The sequence below is a fragment of the Alteribacter aurantiacus DSM 18675 genome, assembly GCF_000429705.1.
Lineage (GTDB): Bacteria > Bacillota > Bacilli > Bacillales > Salisediminibacteriaceae > Alteribacter > Alteribacter aurantiacus.
This window is the reverse complement of sequence record NZ_KE386941.1, coordinates 1,497,002-1,520,987: the sequence shown is the minus strand read 5'-3', so window position 1 is coordinate 1,520,987 and position 23,986 is coordinate 1,497,002. Positions and strand designations below refer to the sequence as shown.

The window sequence follows — 23,986 nt, the reverse complement described above, 5'->3', positions numbered from 1 at the left end:
CGAGAAGTTGCTTGACATAACCAAAACGTTTCATTGCAATCACCGTGTGATGATACACGATTGTGGTTTAGTTTTTAAAACAATTGTTTCAACTGTCCCAATCAAAAAGAGAATGTCCTTCATACAGTGAAGAAGACAATCGTTTTTAGGGGGGATTTAAATGGAAATGTCATTTTTAACTTTTTTGTTGCTCTCACTCGCATCGTTTCGTTTAACACATTTGTTTGTATACGATAAGATTACCCTTCCACTTCGCCTGCTGTTTCTTGACGTTATTGAAGAAGGTGGAGAAGAATATTATGTGCCGAAAGACGGTATAATTAAACGCTTTATTGGTGAAGTGATTACATGTCATTGGTGTACATCTGTTTGGGCAGCGATGATCCTTACAGGTGGTTATGTCGTCTTACCTTCTTTCTTCTTCATCCTTATCGTCATTTTAGCTGTGGCGGGAGTGGCTGCTCTGATCGAAGCTATTACAGCTAAATTCTTTCTGGATTAGTTACGAACTGTTCTTGAATGGTCTCTATAAGCGATTGAAGGCGATGAGAGAGTAAATGGCGACTTGTGACTTCATTAAAGGCAGCTTCTGCCATTAAGGTACGGTCTTCTTCGTTTCTTAGGTAATGGCTTGCGAAAGCCAGACATTCTTCTTTCGAGTTCATTTGCACAATGGTTTTAGGCGAATGAAAAAGTTCGCTAATCCCTTTTCTTTTTTCCGCAATCTGAAATGCTTTGCATCCAGCAATTTGATAAAAGTCACTTGAGGGTCCGTGTGCTGGAAAGCCTGTAGCATTATCCAAGGTTTTATAGACTGGAGGAATGTTAAGTACAATTTTAGAATTTGAGTAAAATAATCTCGCAATTGAAGGAGGGACCCAGTAATTCACCGCTAAAAGCCTAGTAGATGGCTTGAAGTTCATTATTGCTTCTTTCCAGCCCCTTCCCACGACTCGGATCGTCCAATCGGTTTGACGATAGAGATATTCCACATAAGATGCTCTTTTGTCGTCGGCATCTCCAATCAAACAGACATCACTTTCATAGATTCTTTTTTTTGAAGGATCATGGTAGAAGAGGTTTGGTAAAGTCCCGTAAGGTAACACATAAGTACGTTGGTGACCAAGCTTCCTGTATACAGTAGCCGCGTATTTGTCCGGTGAAAATAAGTAGTCAAAGTGGTGAATTCTCCGCTTGGTGTAATCCAAGCTGTACGGGTCGTCAGTAGTCCAAGCAACCACTGGCACACATGCTTGTTTAACGGCTGAAAAAAAGCCATCCCACTTTCCTTTTTGGAATACACAAAAAGCAAAAGCGGGACGTTCCTGGTTAAGGCATTCAATGATATTGTCTTCGGAGTTTTGTTGTGTTGTGGAAACAACTGCTACACCGTTCTCTTTAAATGTTTGAATAATCTCGTGGTTATCGTAAGGGAGGTTTTCGTTTTTTATATATGCGATCTTCATCATGCTCCCCCTATAAATAAATACTGATCGTATTTACACTTGCAATCCCTTTTTGTAACTCTCGTGCATAGCAAAACCCTTCAATGAGAACATGCTCATCTTGTTTCCCTGGAGAGATGACCATATCAAAATTTGAGAAAGTGGCCTTTTCACCGGGTTTGATCGTATCCATGTGAACGGGCTTTAACCAGTGCTCCCCCTTGGTTTTAACCCATTCCTTCCAATCATTTTGTACATAAATCCATTCTTCTTTCGGTGTCATCCACGTTTGATCATGCGTTTGGTTCATTCTGATCTTCCCACCGATATGAACGCGATTGGCGGGCTTTGTTCGAAAACAAAAAACAGGATCATGCAGAATTTGATTGCCCGTATTTTCAAATACATAATGACCAATGACGTGAATTTGGTTATCTTGTTGTTCGTTTTCCTTAGGTAAAAAAGTAGAGTAGCTGAAATAAGCTTTTGCATGTGTGGTCGTTGGTGGGGGAGTGGTCTCAATTGATAGGCCTTGGTCGCTCTGTTTGGATGCCTTCAATAAGACTTTCAACTCTTCAGCCTGTTGTTTATATTTAGCTACTTCAGAACGATAATGTAGAACTTTCTGTTCAAGCTGAAGCTTGGAATCATCTTGTTTACGAGTTTGATATGGTTGTTTTGACTTCATTTCAATCACCCCGGATTAAGCCTTGATACAAAATGTGTATGCACGTCTGTTTGCAGTCAGAAGTAAAATAAAAATCACCAGGCAGGTATTGATACAAATGTAGGAAACCACCCTAAATTCATGTAAACAAAAGCGCGACTGTCATATCAAGCGCGTTACGCAATTCAGGCCATCATATTAAGCTGCTTTATGACGATATTGAGGTACTGGCACTCGAACTTTGAAGGGGATTAAGCTGGGTGACTAAGAGATTTACACAAAAACTCTTCCCCACTCCACATGTGAGAAAGTATTTCATTTTAGGCAATAAAAAAATCAGATTGATGGATATCATCAATCTGATCATGATTACAGGTAAACCATTAAACCGTGTGGTGGCTATCGTCGTGACGGTGTGGTCCAGGGAAGATCTCTGGGCACTGTTTCGGGAATACAATTTTTGGACACTCGATATCGATTGGTTGTGGCATGATGTGTTGACGCGGTTTGCAGTATTTACCTTCGATTTCGATAATGACTGTACCGGTAACTTTTACTTGCTGACAAATCAACAAGCTAAGTTCAAGTGAACTAAATTGACCATTGGTACAGCAGATAACTCCGTCCCCAAAAAAGTCATAGATTTCACATTCAACGTCGGTTCCTTCCGGCGCGCAGAGGTAGAACGTTTCAAATAAGCAGAAGTCGATGTCTCCTGATGTACATACGACGTCTCCGCCTTCTTCTAAACGAAGCTCTACAAAGAATGAACCTTGTTTTCGAATTTTCACTTCTTGAAGCTCGATTCCGAGTTCAGGGAAAAACACATCTCGTCGCGGCCCAACTTGTGTGCAGTCGAGGTCGTCGTTTGCTACAACGTTAACGATGTAATCTCCGTCTTCTGGAAGGAATTCGCAAGGATCTGCTCCTTCTTCTCCATCACAATCGAAATCAAGTTCTGCTAAACCTGCTTCTCCTGAAAACGTAAGTGTCTTCGTTGTGCTACGCGTAACCCAATCGTACAGTTTATTTACTTCAATACATAGGCGTTCCAAACTTGACATCCCTTATATCATCCTTTCATTCATGGTAGTTCCTTTATCGGGGACTACTTCATAGTATGAGGTGGGCTAAAAATTGTGCATAATCCCAGAGTGAAAAACAATTGTTGGGCTTTTTTAAGAAAGATTAAGATTTTCTTACATATGCATGTATTGGATGATTTTTTACTAAACCAAATGTGATTCCATGAGTTCCATTGCCTATAATGACCGTTCTTATTTTTTGTTACACAGTCCGCACGTACGGATTCGTTCATAAAAGCTGTTTTCTAAAGGGTCACCACCGCGAAAAAGGGAGCGAATAGCGTGAAGCAACTTACACACTGATTGTCGCAAGGGTATACTCATTAAATGCTTTAACGAATGCATACATGAGTAAAAAAGGGAGGAAAAAGAAATGAAGAAAGTCATGTCACTCGAAAAACTTTCAACCGTTCAATTGAAACAACGCATTATTCACCTTCAGTCAGAGGTGAAAGAATGCTACAGAAAATTGGAAAGTTACAAAAGGGATCGTGTGATTAACGAGTTGGAAGCTTTAAAAGAAGAAAACATCACGTTGAAAAATCGATATCAAGATTTGTTAGAGAAGTACGAAGAGAAAGAGACTGTCATTGAAAAAGCGAACGATGAAATAGGTGTCTGGAGTGAAAAAGCAGCCAAATATAAAGAAAACTGTGACAGAGTCAGCAGTGAGTTTGAAGCTATGCGTCTGCTGAAATCCGCAGCTGACCTAGAACTTGAACAAGTAAATGAAGCATTTGCTAATGAAAAGAGTCAATGGGAACAAGAAAGAGCAGAGCTCCTTTTGAATGAAGTAAACAAACAAGAATACGAAAATGAAATTGCATTGTTAAAAGAAGAATTAAATGCCATGCAGTCATACAAAAGAGAGGCAGATGAATTAAAGGAGTATCTCCGTTTGCTGGAAGCACAAAAGAAGGAAGAGGAAGTACCGAAACAACAAAAAAGATCTTATAAAAATGAATCAGGACAGCACCCTCAAGGAAAGTCAGTTCAGCCATTTATACCTGAGATGAATCGAAAAGAGATCGCAAAACAGCAAAAAGAAGCACAATACGAGCAACCACCAACAGAAGAATTGCTTAAGGAGATGGAGAAAGACCCTGATGTATTTCCATTTTTCACAACCATTAATGCGCCAATCCAAATGCCCAAAATCGAGAAACCTCAACAAAAGAAACGTTTAAAACAAGAAGACAAGGATTGGTTTAAACCAAAGGCAAACCCAAGAAAAAAAGCCTTGGAGATGGATGAAATGCCAAGGGGAAATGAGCAGGGCGATCTACCAGATAGTGATGACTATCCATAATTAAGTTATGATTAATACTTTCACCTTATTAAATGATAATGCCTCTTAATCAGTGAACCTTATACACTTAGCATGGAGATACTCATCTAAGAAAAGACTTTGAAACAAAATGTGATTATATCCGCAGGTGCTTAGACAAACTGCCCCTTAGAGTCATACTGTATAGCAAGCATGCTATGTGACTATGAAAGGGGCGCTTTCGGTGGACAACAATAATCGAGTCGGGAAAAAAATCAGTGCTGCTAATCGAGTGATCGGATCAAATCATGAATATGTATATAAAGGGAAACAAACACCCGGTGTTCAAAAAGTAAAAAAACGAGGCTGTGGCTGCGCTGGCAAAAAAGCAAAACCATCATAATATTCAGCTTCATGCCCAAACCCAAATAGAGGTACCCGCATACACTGGTATCAGGATCGAGGGAGTGGGGGGGCTAAACATTGAGTAAGAAAAAGAAACCGGATGTTCCACTAAAACGCCAAGAAGAGGAAAAGGAAAAAACACGTTGGAGTTATTGGAACAAATTCATGCTTGGAAATAATGAAAACCAAGGTGAAGCAAAAAAAGAAGACAAGGAAGCAAAAGAAGACCAACCACCTTTTTGGTGGATTTAAAACATGCCAGAAGATGGCGTGTTTTTTTGTTTGCCTATCTTCGTACGAATAACGCTTAGGCTCCTGGTGAAGAAAACCACTGAAAATGTACAGCCTGAATTTTTTGCTGCTTTTATTTTAATACCTATATAAAAAAGCTGGTGCAAACATGCTATCCATTCAACACATGTTTAGCCCAGCTTCATTTTTTTCTTAATTTTTAAATCGAATGTCACGGAGAAACCTGGAACGATAGGACTTTTTTCCGCGACGCATGTCTGTAGTTGATAAAAACAACTGATGTTCAGCACGAGTCAAAGCTACATACATAAGACGGCGTTCTTCCTCCAAAAAGGAGTCGTCACCTTCTCTGGATTTTTCAAGGGCGTATTCATGGGGGAGGGAGCCTTCGTTGCACCCTAGCACGTAGACAGTCGGAAACTCCAATCCCTTTGCCCGGTGGATCGTCATGAGCTGAACGGCTGATTTTTGATTATCCTTTTTGTGAGCCTTGATCTTTGCTCTAATATGATCAACGTATGTGACGAACTCCTCGATCGTCTCATAATTGGAAGCGATTGACACGAGCTCGTGGTAGTCGTCGGAACCACGCTCCATCTTATTTCCTTCCTTACCGTTTTTCTTGATGTAATCCTCTAGCCCCATTTTTACAAATGCATGGTGAAGCGCATCTTTTGGCTTCATTCCTTTGAGCTTAGGAAACTCGTTTAAGCAACTTCCGAGCTTCTTCCTTTGAAATGGAGGGAGCGTTTCCTCAATCCGCCGCGTGGCTTCGAGCATTGTTTCATCATGAAAGATCGTATGGCGCTTAAGGTCGCGGAGGATGGATTGTTTGAAGAACATCACTCGGATCCAATCTTCTATAGCTTCTACATCATCACCATTTAATGCCAGGCGAAGAAAGGAAAGAGCTTTTCTGACTACTTGGCGATCGTAAAAGGAATCTCCAGCGTATTCCATGGAAAACGGAAGGCCGCTCTCCAACAGCTGTTCAAAGATAGCACGGGCTTGAACATGAGTTCGATATAAAATTGCGATGTCTTCAGGTTTCGACGAGGTTTTCAATTTTTCTTTGATATGCTCAATAATATAAATCGCTTCTTCCTCTTCATCGTAAGGAAAGAAGAGGAGAGGTTCGTTTGTGTTCACTTTGACCGGACTCATTTTTTTCTCGAACCGACTAGTGTTTCGACAAATAACCGCATTCGCCAAATCTACAATATTTTGCTCTGACCGGTAGTTCTGTTCCAAATGTAGGATAGTTGCATTCGGGTATTGATCCTTAAAATTCAAGATATACGAAGGATCGCTCCCTCGGAAGCGATAAATCGATTGGTCATCATCTCCAACTACGCATAAATGATTTTGAGGGGTGACGAGCAACTGCATAATGTCATATTGTATTCGATTTATATCTTGAAACTCATCAATCATAAAGTGAGTAAACCTAGACTGATATTTAGATAAAAGGTCAGGGTCTTCTTTTAGCATTTGGTAGCAACCGAGTAACATATCATCAAAGTCAAACATGTTTTTTGATGCTTTTTCACGTTCATAGATTGCAAAAACATCTTTTAATTCATTTTCAAAATGATCTTGTGGCTTTACATCTGAAGGAGAAAGACCTTCATTTTTCCAAGCACTGATTGTTGTGATGGCTTGATCGATTGCAAACTCTTTTTCATCTATGGATAGCTCACGAAGGGCTTGGTGCACGATCTTTTCCTTTTGCCACTGAGCGTTTAACAATTGTTCAGGGCGCCAATTGGAAGGATCATGATGCATGAGCATTTTATAAAAAAGGCTATGAAACGTTCCGCATACCAGGTTTCGGACGTCATGACCGGGAAGGCCAAATTTTGTTGAGAGTCGTTCTTTCATCTCCTGAGCGGCTTTTTGTGTAAAAGTGACAAGCATCATGTTTCCTGGGCCAACGTGACCGGATAGGATCATATAAGCAGCCCTAGAAGTGAGAACACGGGTCTTACCACTCCCTGCTCCGGCTAGTAACAGGACTGGTCCGTCAATTGTCGTAACCGCTTTTTGTTGCTTTTCATTTAGCGGCGTTCCCTGTTCTTCGATTCTTTTAAGAACAGGATCGACGGAATAAGATGGTTCTTTACTGTTCGTGTTCACTCGATCCTGGGTTGAAAATCGAAGTGGTAATTTAAAGCAATGTTTTTTATTCGTTGGTTCACTTGATATAGAAGAAATTGTTTTCTTTATAGGTAAAGAAAACGAGCCGACAGTTGCAGAAGCTGTCTCTTTTGCTAAAGCCTCGCCTGGTTCTTGTGTCTTGTTTCTGTCTGTTTCTGTATCCTTTTCCTCACAAACAAGAGACGGCTTTCTGTGAGTAAATAACGGTATAGTGTTTATATGAAGTTTAAGAGTCACTGGTTCGCCGCAATATGGGCAGGTGAGTTCCCCTTTTTTGCTTTTTTGATAAACAGTATGGAGCTTTCCTCGGTCTAGAGAAGTGAGCTCGTATGTAGTGTTCATATGTTTTGCGCGTTGCATTGTTTCACCCCGGACTTTCTATAAGGAAATCAAATAGCCTTACTATCTTACCAAAGAATTGGAGTGGATTCACTAAGTGTTTGAGTATTGAGGAAATGGGTATTTTTTAATTAAGAGGTGATTGGTTATGGGGTATGTCCCACCTGCAATGGATGAACAGCGTCTTGTTTATGCGAGTCGGCAGAGTCAATGCACACCTTTGATTTACAACGTGCCAAAACCGGAAAGAGTAGATCCGATACGAAGTCGAAATCATTTCGAACGACAAGTAGAAAACATGGAACGAAGAAAACAGATGATAGCACAGTTAACAGGAAAAGGTCAGCAATTCGATCAATCCAGATAAAGATGATCATGAAGGTATGAAGAGCTTGATGAAAATGTCAACATAAAAAGAGAATCGCAGAGGCTAACGGGTTCCATTTCCTATCACAAAACGTCAATTAGCAAAGGGAAATCCAAACCAAAAAAATGTAGGGTAATTTGTTAGGCTAGAGGATTAAAATCAATAGAAATAGCAAGGGTTTCTACCCTTGCTATTTTGCTTTTAATTGCTTATGTATGACGAAGTTTGCATACCAATTCCGCCCGCTCATATCAACTTTTGGTTAGGTATGAAATAGGCGGAGAATTTCCTCCTAATGTAGATAAACGAGGTTAAGATGCGGAGATAAGCTGAGATATTCCGGTTAACTGCACTAAATAAGACAAAATCTAAAGGTTTTGGATATATAAGCGGAAAAATTCCCCTTATTATTATAGAAAAATGGGTATTTACCAATTTAGCCGGAATTTCTCCCTTTATTTTTCAAACACAGTGAAATGATCATCCACTTATAACAGTGCTTACCCAATATTTCTGTATATCAATTTGTAAGTAAAAATGTAGTGTCTTTTGCTGCGATACATTGGCTATTGTATCCCCGCATTAAAATAGCAAACTGCATTACAAATCCCCCAAAAATCATGATCGAAATCCCTTTATATCATCAAAAATAGACCTTCAAATTTCCGTACAATTTGAAGGTCATTTTGCTTAACATTTTTAATGTTTGCGATCGTTAACAGAACCCGTTACGCAGAGGCGACTCTCTTTTTTATGTTGATCTTTTAAGGCTCACTTACATTTATGAAAAGAAATGCCCTACAATAGCAAACAAAAAGATAACGCTAAGGAAAAATAACGTCTTTTTCATTGTGTAATTCCCCCTAGACCACAGATGATTTACGTCTATTGTAAAGCGCTTCCAACATGAAATAACAGGAATACTTTTCGTTTTCTTTTGACATTCTTTGCATATAACCATGCTAACGAGCCTGTCTTTTAGTTAGCAGCATTATAGATGAAAGGTCCTTTTATTATAAAGCAAGTAAAGTACCTCTACAGAATGAAGCTTCGATTACAAAACGTAACCGGCTTTTATAAAAAGTGACCGTAAATTTCTATGCAAAAAAGCATTGGGAAAAGTCTTAAAAACTTTTCCCAATGCCTTTACTCCTCAAGAGGAGGGGGATTTTGTTTGAATTTTTGAGAAAACAATGTAAAGGCAAGAAGGGCGATTACTGTAAGGCTCAAAAACAAATTGGTATAGATCACGTTGGCTTCGTTAAGAGCGAGGGGGTTGAGAAGAACAGTTGTGGATTCTATATCTAGAATCCTTCCATAAACGGCACTTCCAATCGCCGCACTCATGAAGTTGAGCAAGTTGAACATACCGATCCCGACACCTGTTTCCTTTTTGGGAACAATAATAGACAGGAGGTTTGCCGTAGAGCTCTGAATAAGAGGGAAGCCTAAATAGGTGACTAAAAGACAACATGCGATGACAAGCGGATGGAAGCCGGCAAATGTTGATATAAAGAATGTTCCACCGGCTACTAAAAGAAGGGCCAGCTTAACGACAGGTACACTTCCCTTTTTGTCCACGAGTCTTCCGCCGGCTTGACCAATTAATCCAGCTGCCATGGCTCCTGGAAACAGCACAAGACCAATGGCTAGCGTGTTCAGTTCGTATAGGTCCCTTAGCATAATTGGGATAATGAAAATCATTCCGAACAAGACACTCGTACCCATAAAACTTGTAGCTACCGTGATTGTATAGTTTTTGTTTTTTAGCAAACTAGGCTGTATAAACGGGTGTTTTGCAGTAGCCGTTCTCCATATAAACAACGCTAAACTACCGATAAAGATTAGCGGTGCCCACCACAGTCCTGTCGTAATAAAGACAAGAAGGAATGCTACAGTTGTTGCTATAAACAAAGCACCGGGAACGTCGACTACACCGTCCCGCTTTTCTTCATCCGGAATCCACCTTCTTAAGAGAGGGATGGCGAAAACGGCAAGCATGGAGAAAACAAATAAAAATCGCCAGCTTAGTATTCCGCCAATGATACCCCCAGCAATGGGTCCTATACCCGAAGCGAAGGCTACAGTTGAAGAGATAATGCCAAATACCCGCCCTCTTTCACCAGGAATAAACCGTGCAGGTATGATAAAGGCAAGGGCAGGGATCGTAGCGCCGCCCATCGCCTGAATAATGCGGGCTGCAAGAAGGGTGGGATAATTCGGTGCCAACAGCCCGAGTGTCGCTCCTGTGGCGAAAAGGATCAATCCCAATGTAAGAATGTTTTTAATCGGATAAATATCAGCAAGTTTTCCATACATTAAAGAACCAATGGAAAACACGAGAATATATCCAGTCATGACCCAGCTCACTTGAGAGGGTAGAAGATCAAAATGTTCCGCTATATCTGGAATGGCCACATTAAACATGGTTCCATTCATAACTGTAAAAATAAGTAGAATACATAAAAGTAATATGAGGCGTGACGTGAGTCTTGGGTCAACGTTAGAGCTGTTGTTCATCAATTCATCCTTCTTTCTGCGCATAAGAAAAGGCACAACCTTTATGGCGGTCGAGCCTAATCATCTAGGTATTTCGAGTTCGGAAATAAACCATACTTACATCGTATCGAAACAACAGAAATGCGTCAATGAAAAGGTCTTTGTTTTACAGGTGGTGCCAGTGGGAATAGATAGAAAAAAAGAAAACAATTGGAGGAGAATCGATGAAAGTGATCGGCATTTGCGGTAGTTTAAGGAACAATTCATTGAATAAAGTTGTTATAAATGAATTAAAAGAGTTAAGTTCCGATACTTTTACTGTTGAAGTGGTTTCCATTGGAGACCTACCTTTATTTAATGGAGACTTAGAAGAGGGGGGCGATCCGAGTGTCGTACATCGATTTAAAGATCAGCTTGCGCAAGCTGACGGCCTTTTGATCGTTTCACCGGAATACAGTCATGGGGTTCCCGGAGTCTTAAAGAACGCCCTGGATTGGGCTGGAAGCATGACGAATGTAAACGTCCTTGACAAAAAGCCAGCAATGGTGATCGGGGCCTCACCAAGCGCAGTTGGCACTGCCTTGTCACAAGTTCAAATCAAACAAACCCTATCTGCATGTGGTGCCTACGTGTTGCCACAACCAGAGGTGTTCATCGGTACCGCCCACGAGAGGATCGGGGATGGGCGAGTGACAGATGAAGACACCATTTCCATTCTTAAAGATGTGAACCTTAAATTTTCGAACTGGATCAAACGATTCTTACATTGACTTTTGATGCGCCGTCTCTTCTTTAGTGAGGCGGTGTTTTTTCATGAGGATTCCTATTGTAAGGACTGAAATGACGATAATGTAAATGGAAAGCCAATAAAATGTCCAGTTCTTTAACACGAAATCCCCGAAATCAACGATATCCGGGTGTAAATGAAAGCTCATCGCCCAAACTAAAATGGCAATGGGGAAAATAAAAGAGGTATATGTTTTCTTTTTACTTATATGCTGCAGACCAAGTACGACAGCCATTACACATACCGATATTTTGGCAAATAGGGAAAGGAGCCAAACAATCCCAATGGCTGCTTCAACGCGCTGGAATAGTTCACCTACTTCAATATTTCTGGCCATTGAATAGGTAGCGTATGTCTCTCGACCTGCGAAAAAAGCGCCTTCCACACCAACTGTGACTGCTATAGCAAGAGACAAAACGATCCCTGAAAATGCAATGGCTGCGAGTACATAAAAAAGTAAGTGTTTTTTATCGGAAACATAGGTTGCGAGTGCGGAGAATAATAGCATTTCAATAAACGGAAATCCGATAATTGGGTGAGCGGCATGAAGAATAGGAAACCATCCATTTTCTAAAATTGGAACAAGAAGATCTCCTTCAAACTTGTTTAATACAAATAGTAGGGTAGCAATGACAACCAGGATCATAATCGGGAGAATGACTTCATTTACTCGTCCCAAGTTTTGGACCCCTTTACTGACAGAGTAAACGACGAGAAAAAGGACCATTACGACGATCACATGAGTGGATGTCTCAGGTAAGGCTACAGTGTTAACAAAGTTGGAAAAATTCCTTACGATTAACGCAGTAAGGTGAATGCCTGAGAAAATCAAAATCATGTTCAGAAACGTTCCAATTACTTTACCACCTACTAATTCATTAATCCGGAAAATGGACGTGTAATTGTATTTTTTTAAAAACAAATATAATACGACGTTGACCCCAAGTCCAATTAGCGTCGCTATTCCCATGCTGATCCAAGCGTCTTGCTTGGCAATCATCGTAGCTGTTGTAGGAGCCATGAGAAGGGAGCTTCCAACGATGAAATTAACGATTAATAAAGCAAACTGCCAACGATTGATTTCATGGCTCATAACGGTTATCCTCCAAAGAAATAGTGATAAAGCGGTTCGTACAGTTTCCTAACCCACTCAGTCAATGGGATCCAATTTTTTTCGTTTAAAAAAGAAAGGGTATACACACCTGTAAATCCCCAAGTGAGAATAAGGGTCAGATGAGAATTTTTTTTTCCTTTATTCGTCTTCATTAACAGCATCGTACCTCATTCCTGTATTGGTAATATCAATATCTATATTTAGTTCAATCTCAGCCTCTTTTAAATGAGAAAACCAATCCTCTTTCCATTCCTTCCACTTTTCCGGCTCTTGATTGTGGAACCATTCTGAAAACCCGACTACATCAAAGCCAAGGTCCATCGATTTATCGATTGCCAATTGTATTTCTTCTGTCAGTTCATTATTTACAGCTAATCTCAGCTTCTTAAAGTCATCGGGATTACTGATATTCATGTCACAACTGGTTTCGAGTAAGTATCCTTTTCCATCTAGGTGAACGGTGAAGTGAGGTTTATTGTCTTTTAAATTTACCTCGATTGATTCGTTTAGGGAGTGGATACGCACTCCGGCAAATCCTCCCTCACATTTTGCATCAAAGATCGTCCGGTCTTTAACCATGTTGTTAAGAAAAACCCAGCCTTGTGATTCTTTTGTGTTCATCCAATCAATGAGCTTATCGTCTTTAAACACAGCCAATCCGTCGAGTGAAAAGGAATGTTCATTTATACCTTTCAAAATATCCGTATTATCACTTCCTTCACTTGATATATCTTTTAAGCCAAGCAAGATAGGGTGGTGATCTTCACGCACATATGCCCGAATGGCATCAGCTAAGTTAATGTGACCAGAAATCCCAAGTGAACCTGACGCGATTCTAACTCGGTCTCTTACCGATTTCGCAGGGTTTTCATCCAAAGGTGTAAAGACGGACATTAAATCTTTTGCCGTTGTTTCTTTTGCAACAAAGGTTAGAAATTGCATGCGCATTTGCTCGTCTCGCTCTACAAAATCAAAAATTCGTTTAATTCCTGTTTCCCTTGCAAACTCTTCACCGACGATCATGTAGTACATATGAGAAAAGAAAAGCCGCCTCGGGGCAATATTTTTTGCATGGTCGATGGCTTCGACGAGCGTCTTTCCTCTTGTGGTAAACGTATATACGGAGGCATCTTCACTTCCGCCCCCTTCTGTAGCTACTCGTGCAGAGGCCCCGTGTGGGTTGATAACTTGAAAGGACACTTCAAGGTCATCTGATTCTTTAATTTGATCAACTCCCATAGCTACGACAATGGCCAATTGATCGAGCTCCATTTTGTCTCCACAACCAGAGGAGACTGAGAGTAGCATGAGAAAAAGAAAAAGTAATCGTTTCATGATCCGGTATTCTCCTTTTTCGCCTTATGTTGAATCCAGGGGCGAAGGAACGGCACGTTTTTTACCCATAATGGAAAACGGAAAAACCCGTCCTTGTGATGCTTGAAATTCATTGGCGCGATTGGTGAGAAGAACGGTTTCCCCATCGACTCAAGGGAACAAAGATGGATCAGAAGAACCGTTGAGAAAAACATGACACCATAAAGGCCTGTAGTAGCTGCACAAATCATCATAATAAAACGAAGAATTCTAGCAGAGATAGAGAAGTTATATGCAGGCGCTACGAAGCTTGAGATGGCCGTCAATGATACTACGATAACAATAGCAGGGCTTACAAGACCGGCACGAACAGCCGAGTCACCTAGAACGATCGCTCCTACGATGGAAATGGCAGGCCCGATCGTTCGCGGCATCCGAACGCCCCCTTCTCGTAGAATTTCAAAAATTACTTCCATTAATAAGGTTTCAATGAAGGCAGGAAAAGGAATCCCTTCACGTTGAGCAGCAAGATTTATAAGCAAGTCGGTTGCAACAAGCTCAGGATGAAAGGTTGTAATAGCAATATAGAGAGAAGGCAAGTACAAGCTTATGGCATAAGCGCCTAATCGGATAATACGGATGAAGGATGCAAAGTCAAAGCGCTGATAATAATCTTCTGCTGCTTGAAAATAAGCGAGAAACGTCATGGGATACACAATGATAAACGGAGTGCCGTCAACAATGACGGCGACTTTTCCTTCCTGTACTTCAGAAGCGACAGTATCAGGTCGTTCAACAACCTGAGCTACAGGGAAGGGGCTGTACCATCGATGTTTTCTGCCGTAATCATCAATCAGCTCTTCAAGCATGCCGCTTTCGTACACTTCTTCTGTGCGCACGGACTCAATACGGCGAATCACTTCATTGAGCACTTTTTTATCAACTTCATCTTCCAAGTAACATAGACGTATTTCTGTTTGTGTACTTCGGCCGACCGTCATGGTTTTAAATCGGAGTTGGGGATTTCGAACTCTTCTACGAATTAAAGAAGTATTAACATTAATATTTTCAACAAAGCCTTCTTTTGGTCCTCGAATGACAGTCTGGTTTTGAGGTTCGTCTACGTTTCGTGTTTCAACGAGAAGACCGGAAATGGCATATGCGTAGCCGACACCAGCGACAAATACGATTACGTTACCATGGATCATGTTCTCAATCGCATCTTTATAGGTTTGTAATGGAGTGGATTTGGTCCCTTCAATTTTTGAAAATAACAATGAAGGTTCTTTTATTAAAATGTCGGATTGTTGGTTTTGGATTTTGATCATCGGGCTGTTAATCATGTCACTAATCATTTCTTCGTTGTTCATCGCTTGAAAATGAACGACTACAAAGGGAACAGGAAGATCCATAAACCGAGCAACTTCAATGTCTTCACTATTGCCTAGGTATTGAAGGAATTGAGCAACGGTTGTCTCGAGATGGTCTGATAACGGTTGATCGAACTGGGACATCGTTTCTTCTATGTCATGATTGCGTTTATCCATCTTCATCCCTCCAATCCTTTTTATAGATACAGGTAGTTTTTGCTAACCATGGGGGATTATACACGGATCATAAAAAGTGGTATGAACATAGAGAAACAGGGTATGTAAAGAAGGACATCCACCTAGGAATGAAAACAATCCGGGGAAGGACTATACTGTAAACATCAAAGTAAATCGAGGAGGATCTAACAATGAGAGCAGTTATCCATAAAGACAAGAAAGGATATAACGGCCTTACGTTTGTGGAAGATTTCAGAGAACCGACACCGAAAGAGGGAGAAGTGAAGGTGAAACTGAAGACAGCGGGGCTTAACCATAGGGACTTGTTTGTTTTGGACCGTCACAACCCCGATGACCCTCCATTCGTGATCGGATCGGATGGTGCTGGAACGGTAGAACAAGTAGGAGTTGGGGTAACAGACTTTTTACCAGGTGAGGAAGTCATGATCAACCCGGGGTTATATTGGGAGAGATTAAGCGACGCACCACCAGAGGGATTTGAAGTTCTCGGATTTCCAAACAATGGAACGTTTGCAGATTACGTGATAATCCCAGCTTCTGCCGTTGTACCTAAACCGGATTATTTATCCTGGGAAGAAGCCGGTGTCTTTTCCCTTGCTGCCCTTACGGCTTATCGGGCCCTGTTTACGAGGGGAAAGTTGAAAGAAGGGATGAATGTGTTTATCCCAGGGATAGGAAGCGGTGTAGCTACATTTCTTCTTCAATTTGCAAAGGCACAAGGAGCGAATGTGTATGTATCCAGTCGTTCAGAAGAGAAGCGCAGGCGAGCGGTTGAGTTAGGAGCAGTGCAAGCAGTTGATTCTGAAGGGGATTGGTCACAAGAATTTGGTCGCGCGAAAATGGATCTCGTCATTGAGTGTGTCGGGGCGGCTACGTTTAATAAGTCCCTTGATACCCTTAGAAAAGGAGGGACGATTGTTACCTTTGGTTCTTCTACCGGCGATGAAATTGAAATTGATCTCAGGAAATTTTTCTATGGTCAATTCAACATGCTAGGGTCCACCATGGGGAGTGGAGAAGAGTTTTCTGCCATGTTGGATTTTATTCAAACTCATCGTATTAAGCCGATAATGGATCGCGTATACCCTCTTCATAAGTATCAAGATGCATTTGATCGACTTCAAGAGGCTAACCAATTTGGTAAGATTGCTTTTACAATTTCATAATATCGGGAAAAGCTACTGAGTATGGTATCCGGTAGCTTTTCTTTTATTTCTCCTTTTTTCCATATTTTATTTATTGGTTAATTAGAAAAGAACGGCAGTGAGGTTGTTAAAACGTTAATGAAGGTTGAGCTTTCAACGGTGAAGAAAGCCATGAAGCTTATTGCTGCTTTCCATATAAAATACATACCAAAAGCAATAAGAATTGCACTAGACCCTAAGCATATGCCATGAAGTGCACGAGGGCTCATAAGTTTTTTGCCAAAGTGAACGGTACATGCAAGGTTAAGGTTCCAAAGACCAATGCCCAAAAATACGGCACTGCTGATGATAAAAGCTCGTAGTCTATTCTCATCGGAAAATGTTTCGCTAAGAACAGATCCATAGATACCGAGCCAAAATAACAGATTTAACGGATTAAAGGACGCAATCGATAAGCCCGTTAGGTATGCATGGATAAGAGACGAACTTATGGTGTTCTCGGGATCGTTTCGCATATCCAAAACAGGGCCGGTAAATGATTGGTTTGAGCTGAGTAATCCTTTTACTCCTGTGTAAGTCAAGATAAATGCTCCAAGTACAAGGAGAGACAATTGAACAGCTTCGAGTGTTAAAAAAAGTGACAATCCTTGGTACATCAAAAACATTAGAATGAAATCTGCACTCATCCCTCCAGCACCAACAAGTAAAGAAGGCCAAAACCCTTGGTAAATGCCGCGTCGTATAATTTCAATGTTGATCGGACCAATTGGCGCTGCAATGGACAGCCCTAAAACGACTTGGCGGACTAGTAAAAAGATCACTTGTTTTCCTCCTTACCGAAGACACAGAATCGTAGCTTGTCTTATTCATATAAATGACTCTTAGTTTGAATTTAGACCGGTAAAGAGGGAACGAGATTGAGTTGTTGTTCAATTGTCATATTCATAACCTTCAAAAATAGAAACGCACTTCGAAGGATATGAGCAGAGTTTATAGGACTCAGTCAATGTAGAAGGAGTTACACATCATGAAGAAAAACATCTTATACGAAGTTTATTGGATCAGAGCCCTCGCCTGTTTAGCTGTTGTATTGGTTCATGCTGTCAACACAACACTCGCAAACTATGAAGGCTCTCTAACCCAATTTGAAGAATACATGTTGATTTTTATACGGTTTGCCGCTTTTTACGGCACCCCGGCTTTTGTTTTTATTTCGGAGCTCCTTTTGGCTAGAGCCTATCCTGAACAGCTTCCACATGGTTTTTTTACAAAACGGGTTCGTTTTTTACTTATTCCATTTGCCGTGATGGGATTGTTGTTTGCGGCTATACAAGCTTCAAATTTAATAGGTTTTTTCCAAGAAGCGTCGCTTAACTTATTTGCTGGTGGATATACAGGATATTTTGTATTGATTATTTTTCAGTTTTACATCCTTCATGCTTTACTTCACAAAAAGATGAGTAATTGGCCGGCTCTCCCTGTCCTGCTAGTAGCTTTTTTTATTCAGATGACGTACTTGGCGTTTTTTAATTTTACTGAACCGAGATCAAATCAAGTATCTGAATATATTTGGCTTCGGGGCCATTGGCTCCCATTTACTGGATGGATTTTTTACTTTGCTCTTGGTTTCTACGTTGGCAGAAACTATGAAAACGTAAAGAAATGGATCGTTACTCATAAGAAAACGATCTTTGTTTTACCTGTTATTTCCATCCTTATCATAACTGTAAATGTTCGTGCTGATGTGATTGAGGTCGTCTCGTCAAAAAGGTTGGATAACGTCTTTTATACGGTGTCTATGATTGCCTTTATTTTATTCGTAGCTGCAAAGGTGAATCGTGTACCTGGGTGGATCCTATTTATAAGTAAATACTCGTTTAATATTTATCTACTTCATACCCTTGTCCTTTATCCGGTACCTTCTTCGGAAGGAATGAATCCATTTGTGTATGCGGCGCTTCTCTTTATTTTGGCTCTTTTTGGGTCGATCCTCGTGGCTCGTGTCGTACATGTATGGTCCGAGGGGGAGTGGATCATCGGTAAAACACTTCCATCTCCTTTTCACTCTAGAATGGGGAGGTCGAAGGGATACTAGTGGAATTTTCGATACAAACGGGCGAATGAACAAGCCGTTTCAAGCTTCACCACTATACTGTATTACATCCTTTATAAAGGTAGGTGTCACATATGTGCTGGGGTTATGGTGGATGTAATTACGGATATGCACCAACAAGCGGTGGCGGATATGGCATTGGCTTGATCCTTGTCTTGTTTATCCTTCTTGTTATTATCGCTTGCTCGTGTTCTTGGTAGTAAGAGATTTATTGGGGAAATGACTGCGTCCTTTAGGGGCGCAGTCATTTTTTTAGAGAATTATGGTTTCTTGATTTACTCTTCCATCAGTTCTTGTAATTCTTTGTAGAATCGATCATTATAGGATGTCACGATGTGGATGCGAGCTTTATTTAGCGGTATGTTGGTTTTGCATCCTCTGCCTTTACATGTTACTTCTTCTTGTCCTTGTGCCTTGATTAAATATTTACGTCTCTTTTTACATACCGGGCACGTGGCATTGACAAGATGAACTTTTGGGTTTCTTGCAAAAGTCCCTTTGGTTACGTCCTTTTGTTCTTTACTTAGTTCTTTGAACAACACTTCATTTGTGGCCGCACGTGCGGTTCGCTTCATTAGAATATCTAAATCGACTACCGGATTTGGGTTGCGTATCGGCTTTTTTTTGACAATAACATGATCGTATTCATCTATTTCAAGGAGGCCATATCCTTCGGGAACTTCACTAGGATCGATCAATTCTTTTGGGGTCATAATGTAGGCGTAATCTGCAATGTCATGATAGCCATAAGGGGTACGAAGGACATTGTCTCGTAAAAAATCGCTTCTGGAAACCTTTACTTCAATAATACGAGACTCTCTTTTTCGAATGTTAATACCCATCGCATCGGCCTTAAGCTTTTTACGCTTTACAAACAGCTTGACTTCACTCGCGCAAAGGTCCACTACTTTCTCTTTAAGCCAATAAAGCGCTTGTTTTTTTATGTGTGCGTGAAGGGGGCTTTCCATAATGGACGACTCCTTTCGGTTGGTTTTCGTTGAGATTTTCGTTTATCATACATCATACCATTTGAGGAGCCAATCTACGGAGTATAACACCTGTGTTTTTGGAAAAAATACGATAAGAACCTTAAAAATGGAAAAAGAGGGTGTATAGAATGAAGAAACATAAAGGATTACTTTTGTTTTCTTTGGGACTAATGGTAGCCTTGTCCGCTTGTGGCGGTGACGGAGGTACTACTGAAGATGACGGAGATGTTGGTACTGATGGCGGTGTAGAAGAGTCAACGGAAGAAAAAGGTGAAATTGTGATTGGCCGAAACAACTGGGCTGAAAATATCGCTGTTTCAAACATGTGGAAAATACTCCTTGAAGAAGAAGGGTATGAAGTAGACATTCAATCAATGGACAAAGCCCCGGTTTGGCTTGGCATTTCAAGAGGTGAGTTGGATATTGCACCAGAAGTGTGGCTCCCAAATACCGATGAGTCCTATAATGATCAATATGGCGATGATCTTGATATGAGAGAAATGTGGTACGAGGGTACGGAGCTGGGCTTTGCTGTGCCAGAGTATATGGACATCGATTCCATTGAAGAGTTAAATGATATGGCCGATGAGTTTGACGGACAAATTGTCGGAATTGAAGAAGGGGCTGCATTAACGGATTTAGCCCGCGACGCCATTGATGAGTATGACTTAGACTTGGACCTTGTAACAAGTTCTGACCCTGCCATGAATGCAGAGTTTATGCAGGCCTACAACAATGAAGAGCCGATTGTGGTGACCCTTTGGAGCCCTCATTGGCTGTTTGCGGATTACGACATTAAATATTTGGAGGATCCGAAAAACGTTTTCGGCGATCCTGATGACATTTATTATATGACAAGAGAAGGCTTTGCAGAGGACCATCCAGAGGTTGTGGAGTGGATGGACAATTGGATGATGGACGATGAGTCGCTAGGGGATTTAATGGCGACGATCAACGATCTTGATGATCCATATGAAGGCGCAAAAGAATGGATCGAAGAAAACAGGGACATGGTCGACGAATGGATGGCAGAGTAAATCTTGGGGTCAGACCCTCTGTGAAAAATTCACAGAGGGTCTGACTACTATGTTAAACAATTAGACCTATAGTCACTCGCGGTTAGGCGGTGTTTTCAAGTAGTATGGAAGATAGTATTTATGCATTCATTTCTACAAATTCCTTCCATTTTCTCTTTGGTAAGAAAATTGGATAAGAAGCAAGTGATAATAATGAAAGGGGTTCCTTTATTGTACCTATGAGGTTTATTGGCTAAGTGATTCAAAAACGGCTCAGAAAACGTTGGGACATGATCTGACAAAAAGATCGCATAAATGCAAGACTCATCTTATAATTATTTGTGAAACGAAATATATTTTGATATAATAGTTTTAGATTTTTCAAAAGATTGCTAATGTGAGGGGAGTGGAAGTTAAGAGATTCATAGTACTAGTGGACTAGACGACAATACGTTATAACTACCTAACGTGTACCGTAAAAGTTTAGAAAATTCTGATCATACAAAAAACATCAGGAGGGACAAAAGGTTTGCTCAAATACATATTAAAACGGTTTTTATGGATGATCCTGACCATTTGGGTCATCGTTACCCTGACCTTCTTCCTTATGCATGCCATACCGGGAGATCCGCTTGACATGGGTGATACGGGAAGTTCAGATGCTGCCAGTGCAAACTTGGCTGCTTATTATAATCTTGATCAGCCATTAGGCGTTCAGTACGTCACCTATTTAAAGAACGTGGCTACATTTGATTTTGGTCCATCGATGACATCGAGATCTCGTGATGTCAATGACATGATTGAAAGTGGGTTTCCTGCTTCTCTTCAATTAGGGATTGCTTCATTGGTATTCTCGGTAATTTCAGGTGTCTTTTTAGGTGTATTTGCAGCTCTTAGACACAATAAAATGATCGATTATATTACCATGATCATTGCTGTTATCGGTATTTCCATTCCGAACTTTATTCAGTCTATGCTCTTTATCAATTACATCGCTGTCAATGTGGATTTTTTCCCGATCGCCCGTTGGGGGACTTGGCAACATGTGATATTACCTGCATTAGCTTTAGCTTCAGGTCCAATGGCTATTATTGCAAGACTTACCCGATCAAACATGCTGGAAGTACTAACGCAAGATTACATACGTACAGCTAAGGCGAAGGGGCTTACATCATTTCAAATTGTTGTGAAGCACGCCCTCAGAAACGCACTTTTACCTGTTGTTACGATTATGGGGGCACTTACAGCTGCTGTATTGACTGGTAGCTTTGTTATTGAACGAATTTTCTCAATTCCGGGAATTGGCCAATACTTTGTAAACAGTATTAGTAACCGTGATTATCCAATGATTATGGCAACGACCGTTATTTACAGTACGATCCTTGTTGTAATGATGTTTATTGTTGATATTTTATACGGACTAATTGATCCAAGAATCAAACTACACTCGAAGGAGGACTAGAATGTCGGTCACAACCAAGAAGAGCGCCAATCGTGTGATTGAAGATCGATTGTTTGCGCCTATAGACAAAAACAAAGCTGAGCTGAATACTCTTGTCCGCCCGAGTGTTGGGTTTTGGAAAGATGCTTGGCGAAGGCTATTAAAAAATAAGCTTGCGGTTAGTGGGCTCGTCGTGATCATCGCATTAACAATCATGGCCATTATTGGTCCCATGCTAACGCCATACAGTTACTCTGATCAAACCTTAAGCAATCAAAATATGGGACCTTCCCGTGAACACTGGTTCGGTACAGACAATCTCGGAAGGGACATGTTTACACGAACGTGGTATGGGGCCAGGATCTCATTGTTTATTGGCTTTGCTGCTGCCCTGATTGAATTCTTCATTGGCGTCATTTATGGAGGAATTTCCGGATATAAAGGCGGAAGAGCGGATAACATCATGATGAGAATCATTGATATTCTTTATGGTCTTCCTTACCTTCTTGTAGTCATTCTTCTTATGGTTATTATGGGGCCAGGATTATTTACGATCATCGTTGCCTTAACTCTTACAGGGTGGATTGGTATGGCGAGGATCGTGCGGGGACAAGTTCTCCAATTGAAAACAAATGAATACGTACTAGCATCAAAAGTTCTTGGTGCTGATACGTCAAGGATTATTCGAAAACACCTTCTGCCAAATACGATGGGACCAGTTATTGTTTCTATGACACTTACGGTGCCAGGTGCCATATTTGCAGAAGCATTTCTAAGTTTCTTAGGTTTGGGTGTATCTGCACCAGTAGCCAGCTGGGGGTCCATGGCCAATGATGCACTCGGTGTACTAAATACAGGATATTGGTGGCGCTTGTTTTTCCCTGCTTTCTTCATCTCATTGACGATGCTTGCGTTTAACGTATTTGGAGATGGACTAAGAGACGCACTCGATCCGAAGTTAAGGAGGTAACCGATGGGACAAGCATTACTTGAAATCAACGAATTAGCTGTATCTTTTTCCACACAAGGGGGAGAGGTACAAGCTGTAAGAGGTGTTACGTTCGCCGTTGAAAAAGGTGAGACCGTAGCAATCGTAGGCGAGTCTGGATGCGGAAAGAGCGTCACGGCCCAAAGCATTATGCGCCTGATTCCAGAGCCGCCAGGTCGAATAAAAAATGGAACGATTCACATGAATGGAAAAGACCTTGCCTCCTTGTCGGAAAAGCAAATGCGCGGGGTGCGGGGAAAACAGATTGGAATGATTTTTCAAGATCCAATGACCAGTCTGAACCCGACGCTAAAAGTAGGGGATCAGCTCACAGAAGGGATTCTTGTTCATCAGAAAATCAGTAAAAACGAAGCGAAACAAGAAGCGATCAATTTGCTAAACCTTGTAGGGATAGCGAACCCTGAAGAACGATTGAATCAGTATCCTCACCAATTTAGTGGGGGAATGAGGCAACGATTGATGATTGCCATGGCTCTCATGTGTAAGCCGGAACTTCTTATTGCTGACGAACCGACGACCGCATTGGATGTGACAATTCAAGCCCAGATTATCGATTTATTTAAAGAGATTCAAAGGAAGACAGGCGTAGCCATTATTATTATTACCCATGATCTCGGTGTTGTTGCTCAAATAGCTGATCGTATTAACGTAATGTACGCAGGTGAAATTGTAGAAACGGGAACAGTGAAAGAGATCTTTTATGATCCTCAACATCCGTATACACGAGGCCTATTAGATAGTGTCCCACGACTGGATGGGGACAGAACTCAAAAGCTCATTCCGATTGTAGGAAGCCCGCCGGATCTCTTTTCACCACCTGAAGGTTGTGCTTTTGCCGCTCGTTGCGACTATGCCATGGATGTGTGCCTTTCACATGACCCGGAACATACAAAGCTTACGGATCACCATTACACAAAATGCTGGCTTCAAGACAAACGAGCGCAGAAGCCGTTTTAAAGGTAGATTCTATAAAGGAGGTGAGTGTTACCGCCTAGCTTTACCGCATT

23 protein-coding genes are annotated in these 23,986 nt (G+C 41.0%); 13 read left to right on the top strand and 10 right to left on the bottom strand.

The features are described from left to right. Positions 1-160 precede the first annotated feature (160 nt). Positions 161-502 carry a DUF1360 domain-containing protein gene (locus G476_RS0110980; protein WP_245579652.1) on the top strand — a complete coding sequence of 114 codons (342 nt, stop codon included), beginning with the start codon at positions 161-163 and terminating at the stop codon, positions 500-502. On the opposite strand, the gene G476_RS0110975 is transcribed toward G476_RS0110980, so the two are convergent. The 3 genes from G476_RS0110975 to G476_RS21755 form a co-directional block, all read right to left on the bottom strand. After that, on the bottom strand, positions 483-1,469 hold the full coding sequence (locus tag G476_RS0110975) for a CgeB family protein (RefSeq protein ID WP_084405708.1): 987 nt from the start codon (positions 1,467-1,469) through the stop codon (positions 483-485). The two genes, G476_RS0110980 and G476_RS0110975, sit on opposite strands and share 20 nt — an antisense overlap. A 7-nt stretch (positions 1,470-1,476) precedes the next feature. After that, positions 1,477-2,133, bottom strand: coding sequence for a hypothetical protein (locus G476_RS0110970; protein ID WP_026690153.1), 657 nt, complete (start codon positions 2,131-2,133; stop codon positions 1,477-1,479). Positions 2,134-2,495: 362 nt separating this feature from the next. Further along, on the bottom strand, positions 2,496-3,176 hold the full coding sequence (locus G476_RS21755) for a BMQ_0737 family morphogenetic spore coat protein (protein WP_051314748.1): 681 nt from the start codon (positions 3,174-3,176) through the stop codon (positions 2,496-2,498). Between the two features lie 394 nt (positions 3,177-3,570). Here G476_RS21755 and G476_RS0110960 point away from each other — a divergent pair, with 394 nt between their 5' ends. From G476_RS0110960 to G476_RS23540, 3 genes are all read left to right on the top strand, one after another. Continuing rightward, the gene (locus tag G476_RS0110960; protein ID WP_026690152.1) at positions 3,571-4,506 is read left to right on the top strand and encodes a hypothetical protein; all 936 of its coding nucleotides are present in this window, start codon (positions 3,571-3,573) and stop codon (positions 4,504-4,506) included. A 202-nt stretch (positions 4,507-4,708) separates the two neighbouring features. Then, positions 4,709-4,867 carry a hypothetical protein gene (locus tag G476_RS23545; protein ID WP_156906551.1) on the top strand — a complete coding sequence of 53 codons (159 nt, stop codon included), beginning with the start codon at positions 4,709-4,711 and terminating at the stop codon, positions 4,865-4,867. 80 nt (positions 4,868-4,947) lie between these two features. Then, entirely contained in the window at positions 4,948-5,121 is a 174-nt protein-coding gene (locus tag G476_RS23540) for a hypothetical protein (protein WP_156906550.1), read from the top strand. Positions 5,122-5,313: 192 nt separating this feature from the next. Here G476_RS23540 and G476_RS0110940 read toward each other — a convergent pair whose 3' ends face one another. Beyond that, on the bottom strand, positions 5,314-7,638 hold the full coding sequence (locus G476_RS0110940) for a UvrD-helicase domain-containing protein (RefSeq protein ID WP_026690151.1): 2,325 nt from the start codon (positions 7,636-7,638) through the stop codon (positions 5,314-5,316). 127 nt (positions 7,639-7,765) lie between these two features. Here G476_RS0110940 and G476_RS0110935 point away from each other — a divergent pair, with 127 nt between their 5' ends. Beyond that, complete coding sequence (locus G476_RS0110935) at positions 7,766-7,984, top strand: hypothetical protein (RefSeq protein WP_026690150.1); 219 nt, start codon at positions 7,766-7,768, stop codon at positions 7,982-7,984. Between the two features lie 1,146 nt (positions 7,985-9,130). Here G476_RS0110935 and G476_RS0110930 read toward each other — a convergent pair. Next, the gene (locus G476_RS0110930) at positions 9,131-10,504 is read right to left on the bottom strand and encodes an MFS transporter (protein ID WP_026690149.1); all 1,374 of its coding nucleotides are present in this window, start codon (positions 10,502-10,504) and stop codon (positions 9,131-9,133) included. 203 nt (positions 10,505-10,707) lie between these two features. Between G476_RS0110930 and G476_RS0110925 the strand changes: the two genes are divergently transcribed. After that, complete coding sequence (locus G476_RS0110925; protein ID WP_026690148.1) at positions 10,708-11,253, top strand: NADPH-dependent FMN reductase; 546 nt, start codon at positions 10,708-10,710, stop codon at positions 11,251-11,253. Here the strand turns inward: G476_RS0110925 and G476_RS0110920 are convergent. The 3 genes from G476_RS0110920 to G476_RS21750 all read right to left on the bottom strand — a co-directional run bounded on the left by G476_RS0110920 (position 11,245) and on the right by G476_RS21750 (position 15,245). Continuing rightward, entirely contained in the window at positions 11,245-12,363 is a 1,119-nt protein-coding gene (locus tag G476_RS0110920) for a GerAB/ArcD/ProY family transporter (RefSeq protein WP_026690147.1), read from the bottom strand. The genes G476_RS0110925 and G476_RS0110920 overlap by 9 nt on opposite strands. Positions 12,364-12,522: 159 nt before the next feature. Next, the gene (locus G476_RS0110910; protein WP_026690146.1) at positions 12,523-13,719 is read right to left on the bottom strand and encodes a Ger(x)C family spore germination protein; all 1,197 of its coding nucleotides are present in this window, start codon (positions 13,717-13,719) and stop codon (positions 12,523-12,525) included. Beyond that, positions 13,716-15,245 (bottom strand): spore germination protein, encoded by a 1,530-nt coding sequence (locus G476_RS21750; RefSeq protein ID WP_051314747.1) that lies wholly within the window; start codon positions 15,243-15,245, stop codon positions 13,716-13,718. The genes G476_RS0110910 and G476_RS21750 overlap by 4 nt, the downstream gene beginning before the upstream one ends. 191 nt (positions 15,246-15,436) lie before the next feature. Between G476_RS21750 and G476_RS0110900 the strand changes: the two genes are divergently transcribed. After that, positions 15,437-16,432, top strand: a complete 996-nt coding sequence (locus G476_RS0110900) for a zinc-binding dehydrogenase (RefSeq protein WP_026690145.1) — start codon at positions 15,437-15,439, stop codon at positions 16,430-16,432. Between the two features lie 77 nt (positions 16,433-16,509). Here the strand turns inward: G476_RS0110900 and G476_RS21745 are convergent, their stop codons facing one another. Further along, entirely contained in the window at positions 16,510-17,232 is a 723-nt protein-coding gene (locus G476_RS21745; RefSeq protein ID WP_084405706.1) for a LysE family translocator, read from the bottom strand. Between the two features lie 206 nt (positions 17,233-17,438). On the opposite strand from G476_RS21745, the gene G476_RS21740 reads away from it, so the two are divergent. Together G476_RS21740 and yjcZ are read left to right on the top strand one after the other, a co-directional pair. Continuing rightward, positions 17,439-18,506 carry an acyltransferase family protein gene (locus tag G476_RS21740; protein ID WP_051314746.1) on the top strand — a complete coding sequence of 356 codons (1,068 nt, stop codon included), beginning with the start codon at positions 17,439-17,441 and terminating at the stop codon, positions 18,504-18,506. A 92-nt stretch (positions 18,507-18,598) separates the two neighbouring features. Then, positions 18,599-18,724: a sporulation protein YjcZ gene (yjcZ, locus tag G476_RS24175; protein ID WP_084405705.1), complete on the top strand. Its 126-nt coding sequence runs from the start codon at positions 18,599-18,601 to the stop codon at positions 18,722-18,724. 75 nt (positions 18,725-18,799) lie between these two features. On the opposite strand, the gene G476_RS0110885 is transcribed toward yjcZ, so the two are convergent. Continuing rightward, positions 18,800-19,492, bottom strand: a complete 693-nt coding sequence (locus G476_RS0110885) for a hypothetical protein (RefSeq protein WP_026690144.1) — start codon at positions 19,490-19,492, stop codon at positions 18,800-18,802. A gap of 149 nt (positions 19,493-19,641) precedes the next feature. Between G476_RS0110885 and G476_RS0110875 the strand changes: the two genes are divergently transcribed. From G476_RS0110875 to G476_RS0110860, 4 genes are all read left to right on the top strand, one after another. Then, positions 19,642-20,550: a glycine betaine ABC transporter substrate-binding protein gene (locus tag G476_RS0110875; RefSeq protein ID WP_026690143.1), complete on the top strand. Its 909-nt coding sequence runs from the start codon at positions 19,642-19,644 to the stop codon at positions 20,548-20,550. Between the two features lie 508 nt (positions 20,551-21,058). Then, positions 21,059-21,991, top strand: coding sequence for an ABC transporter permease (locus G476_RS0110870; RefSeq protein WP_026690142.1), 933 nt, complete (start codon positions 21,059-21,061; stop codon positions 21,989-21,991). Position 21,992: 1 nt separating this feature from the next. Beyond that, positions 21,993-22,940, top strand: coding sequence for an ABC transporter permease (locus G476_RS0110865; protein WP_026690141.1), 948 nt, complete (start codon positions 21,993-21,995; stop codon positions 22,938-22,940). 3 nt (positions 22,941-22,943) lie between these two features. After that, positions 22,944-23,936 (top strand): ABC transporter ATP-binding protein, encoded by a 993-nt coding sequence (locus tag G476_RS0110860; protein WP_026690140.1) that lies wholly within the window; start codon positions 22,944-22,946, stop codon positions 23,934-23,936. Positions 23,937-23,986 lie beyond the last annotated feature (50 nt).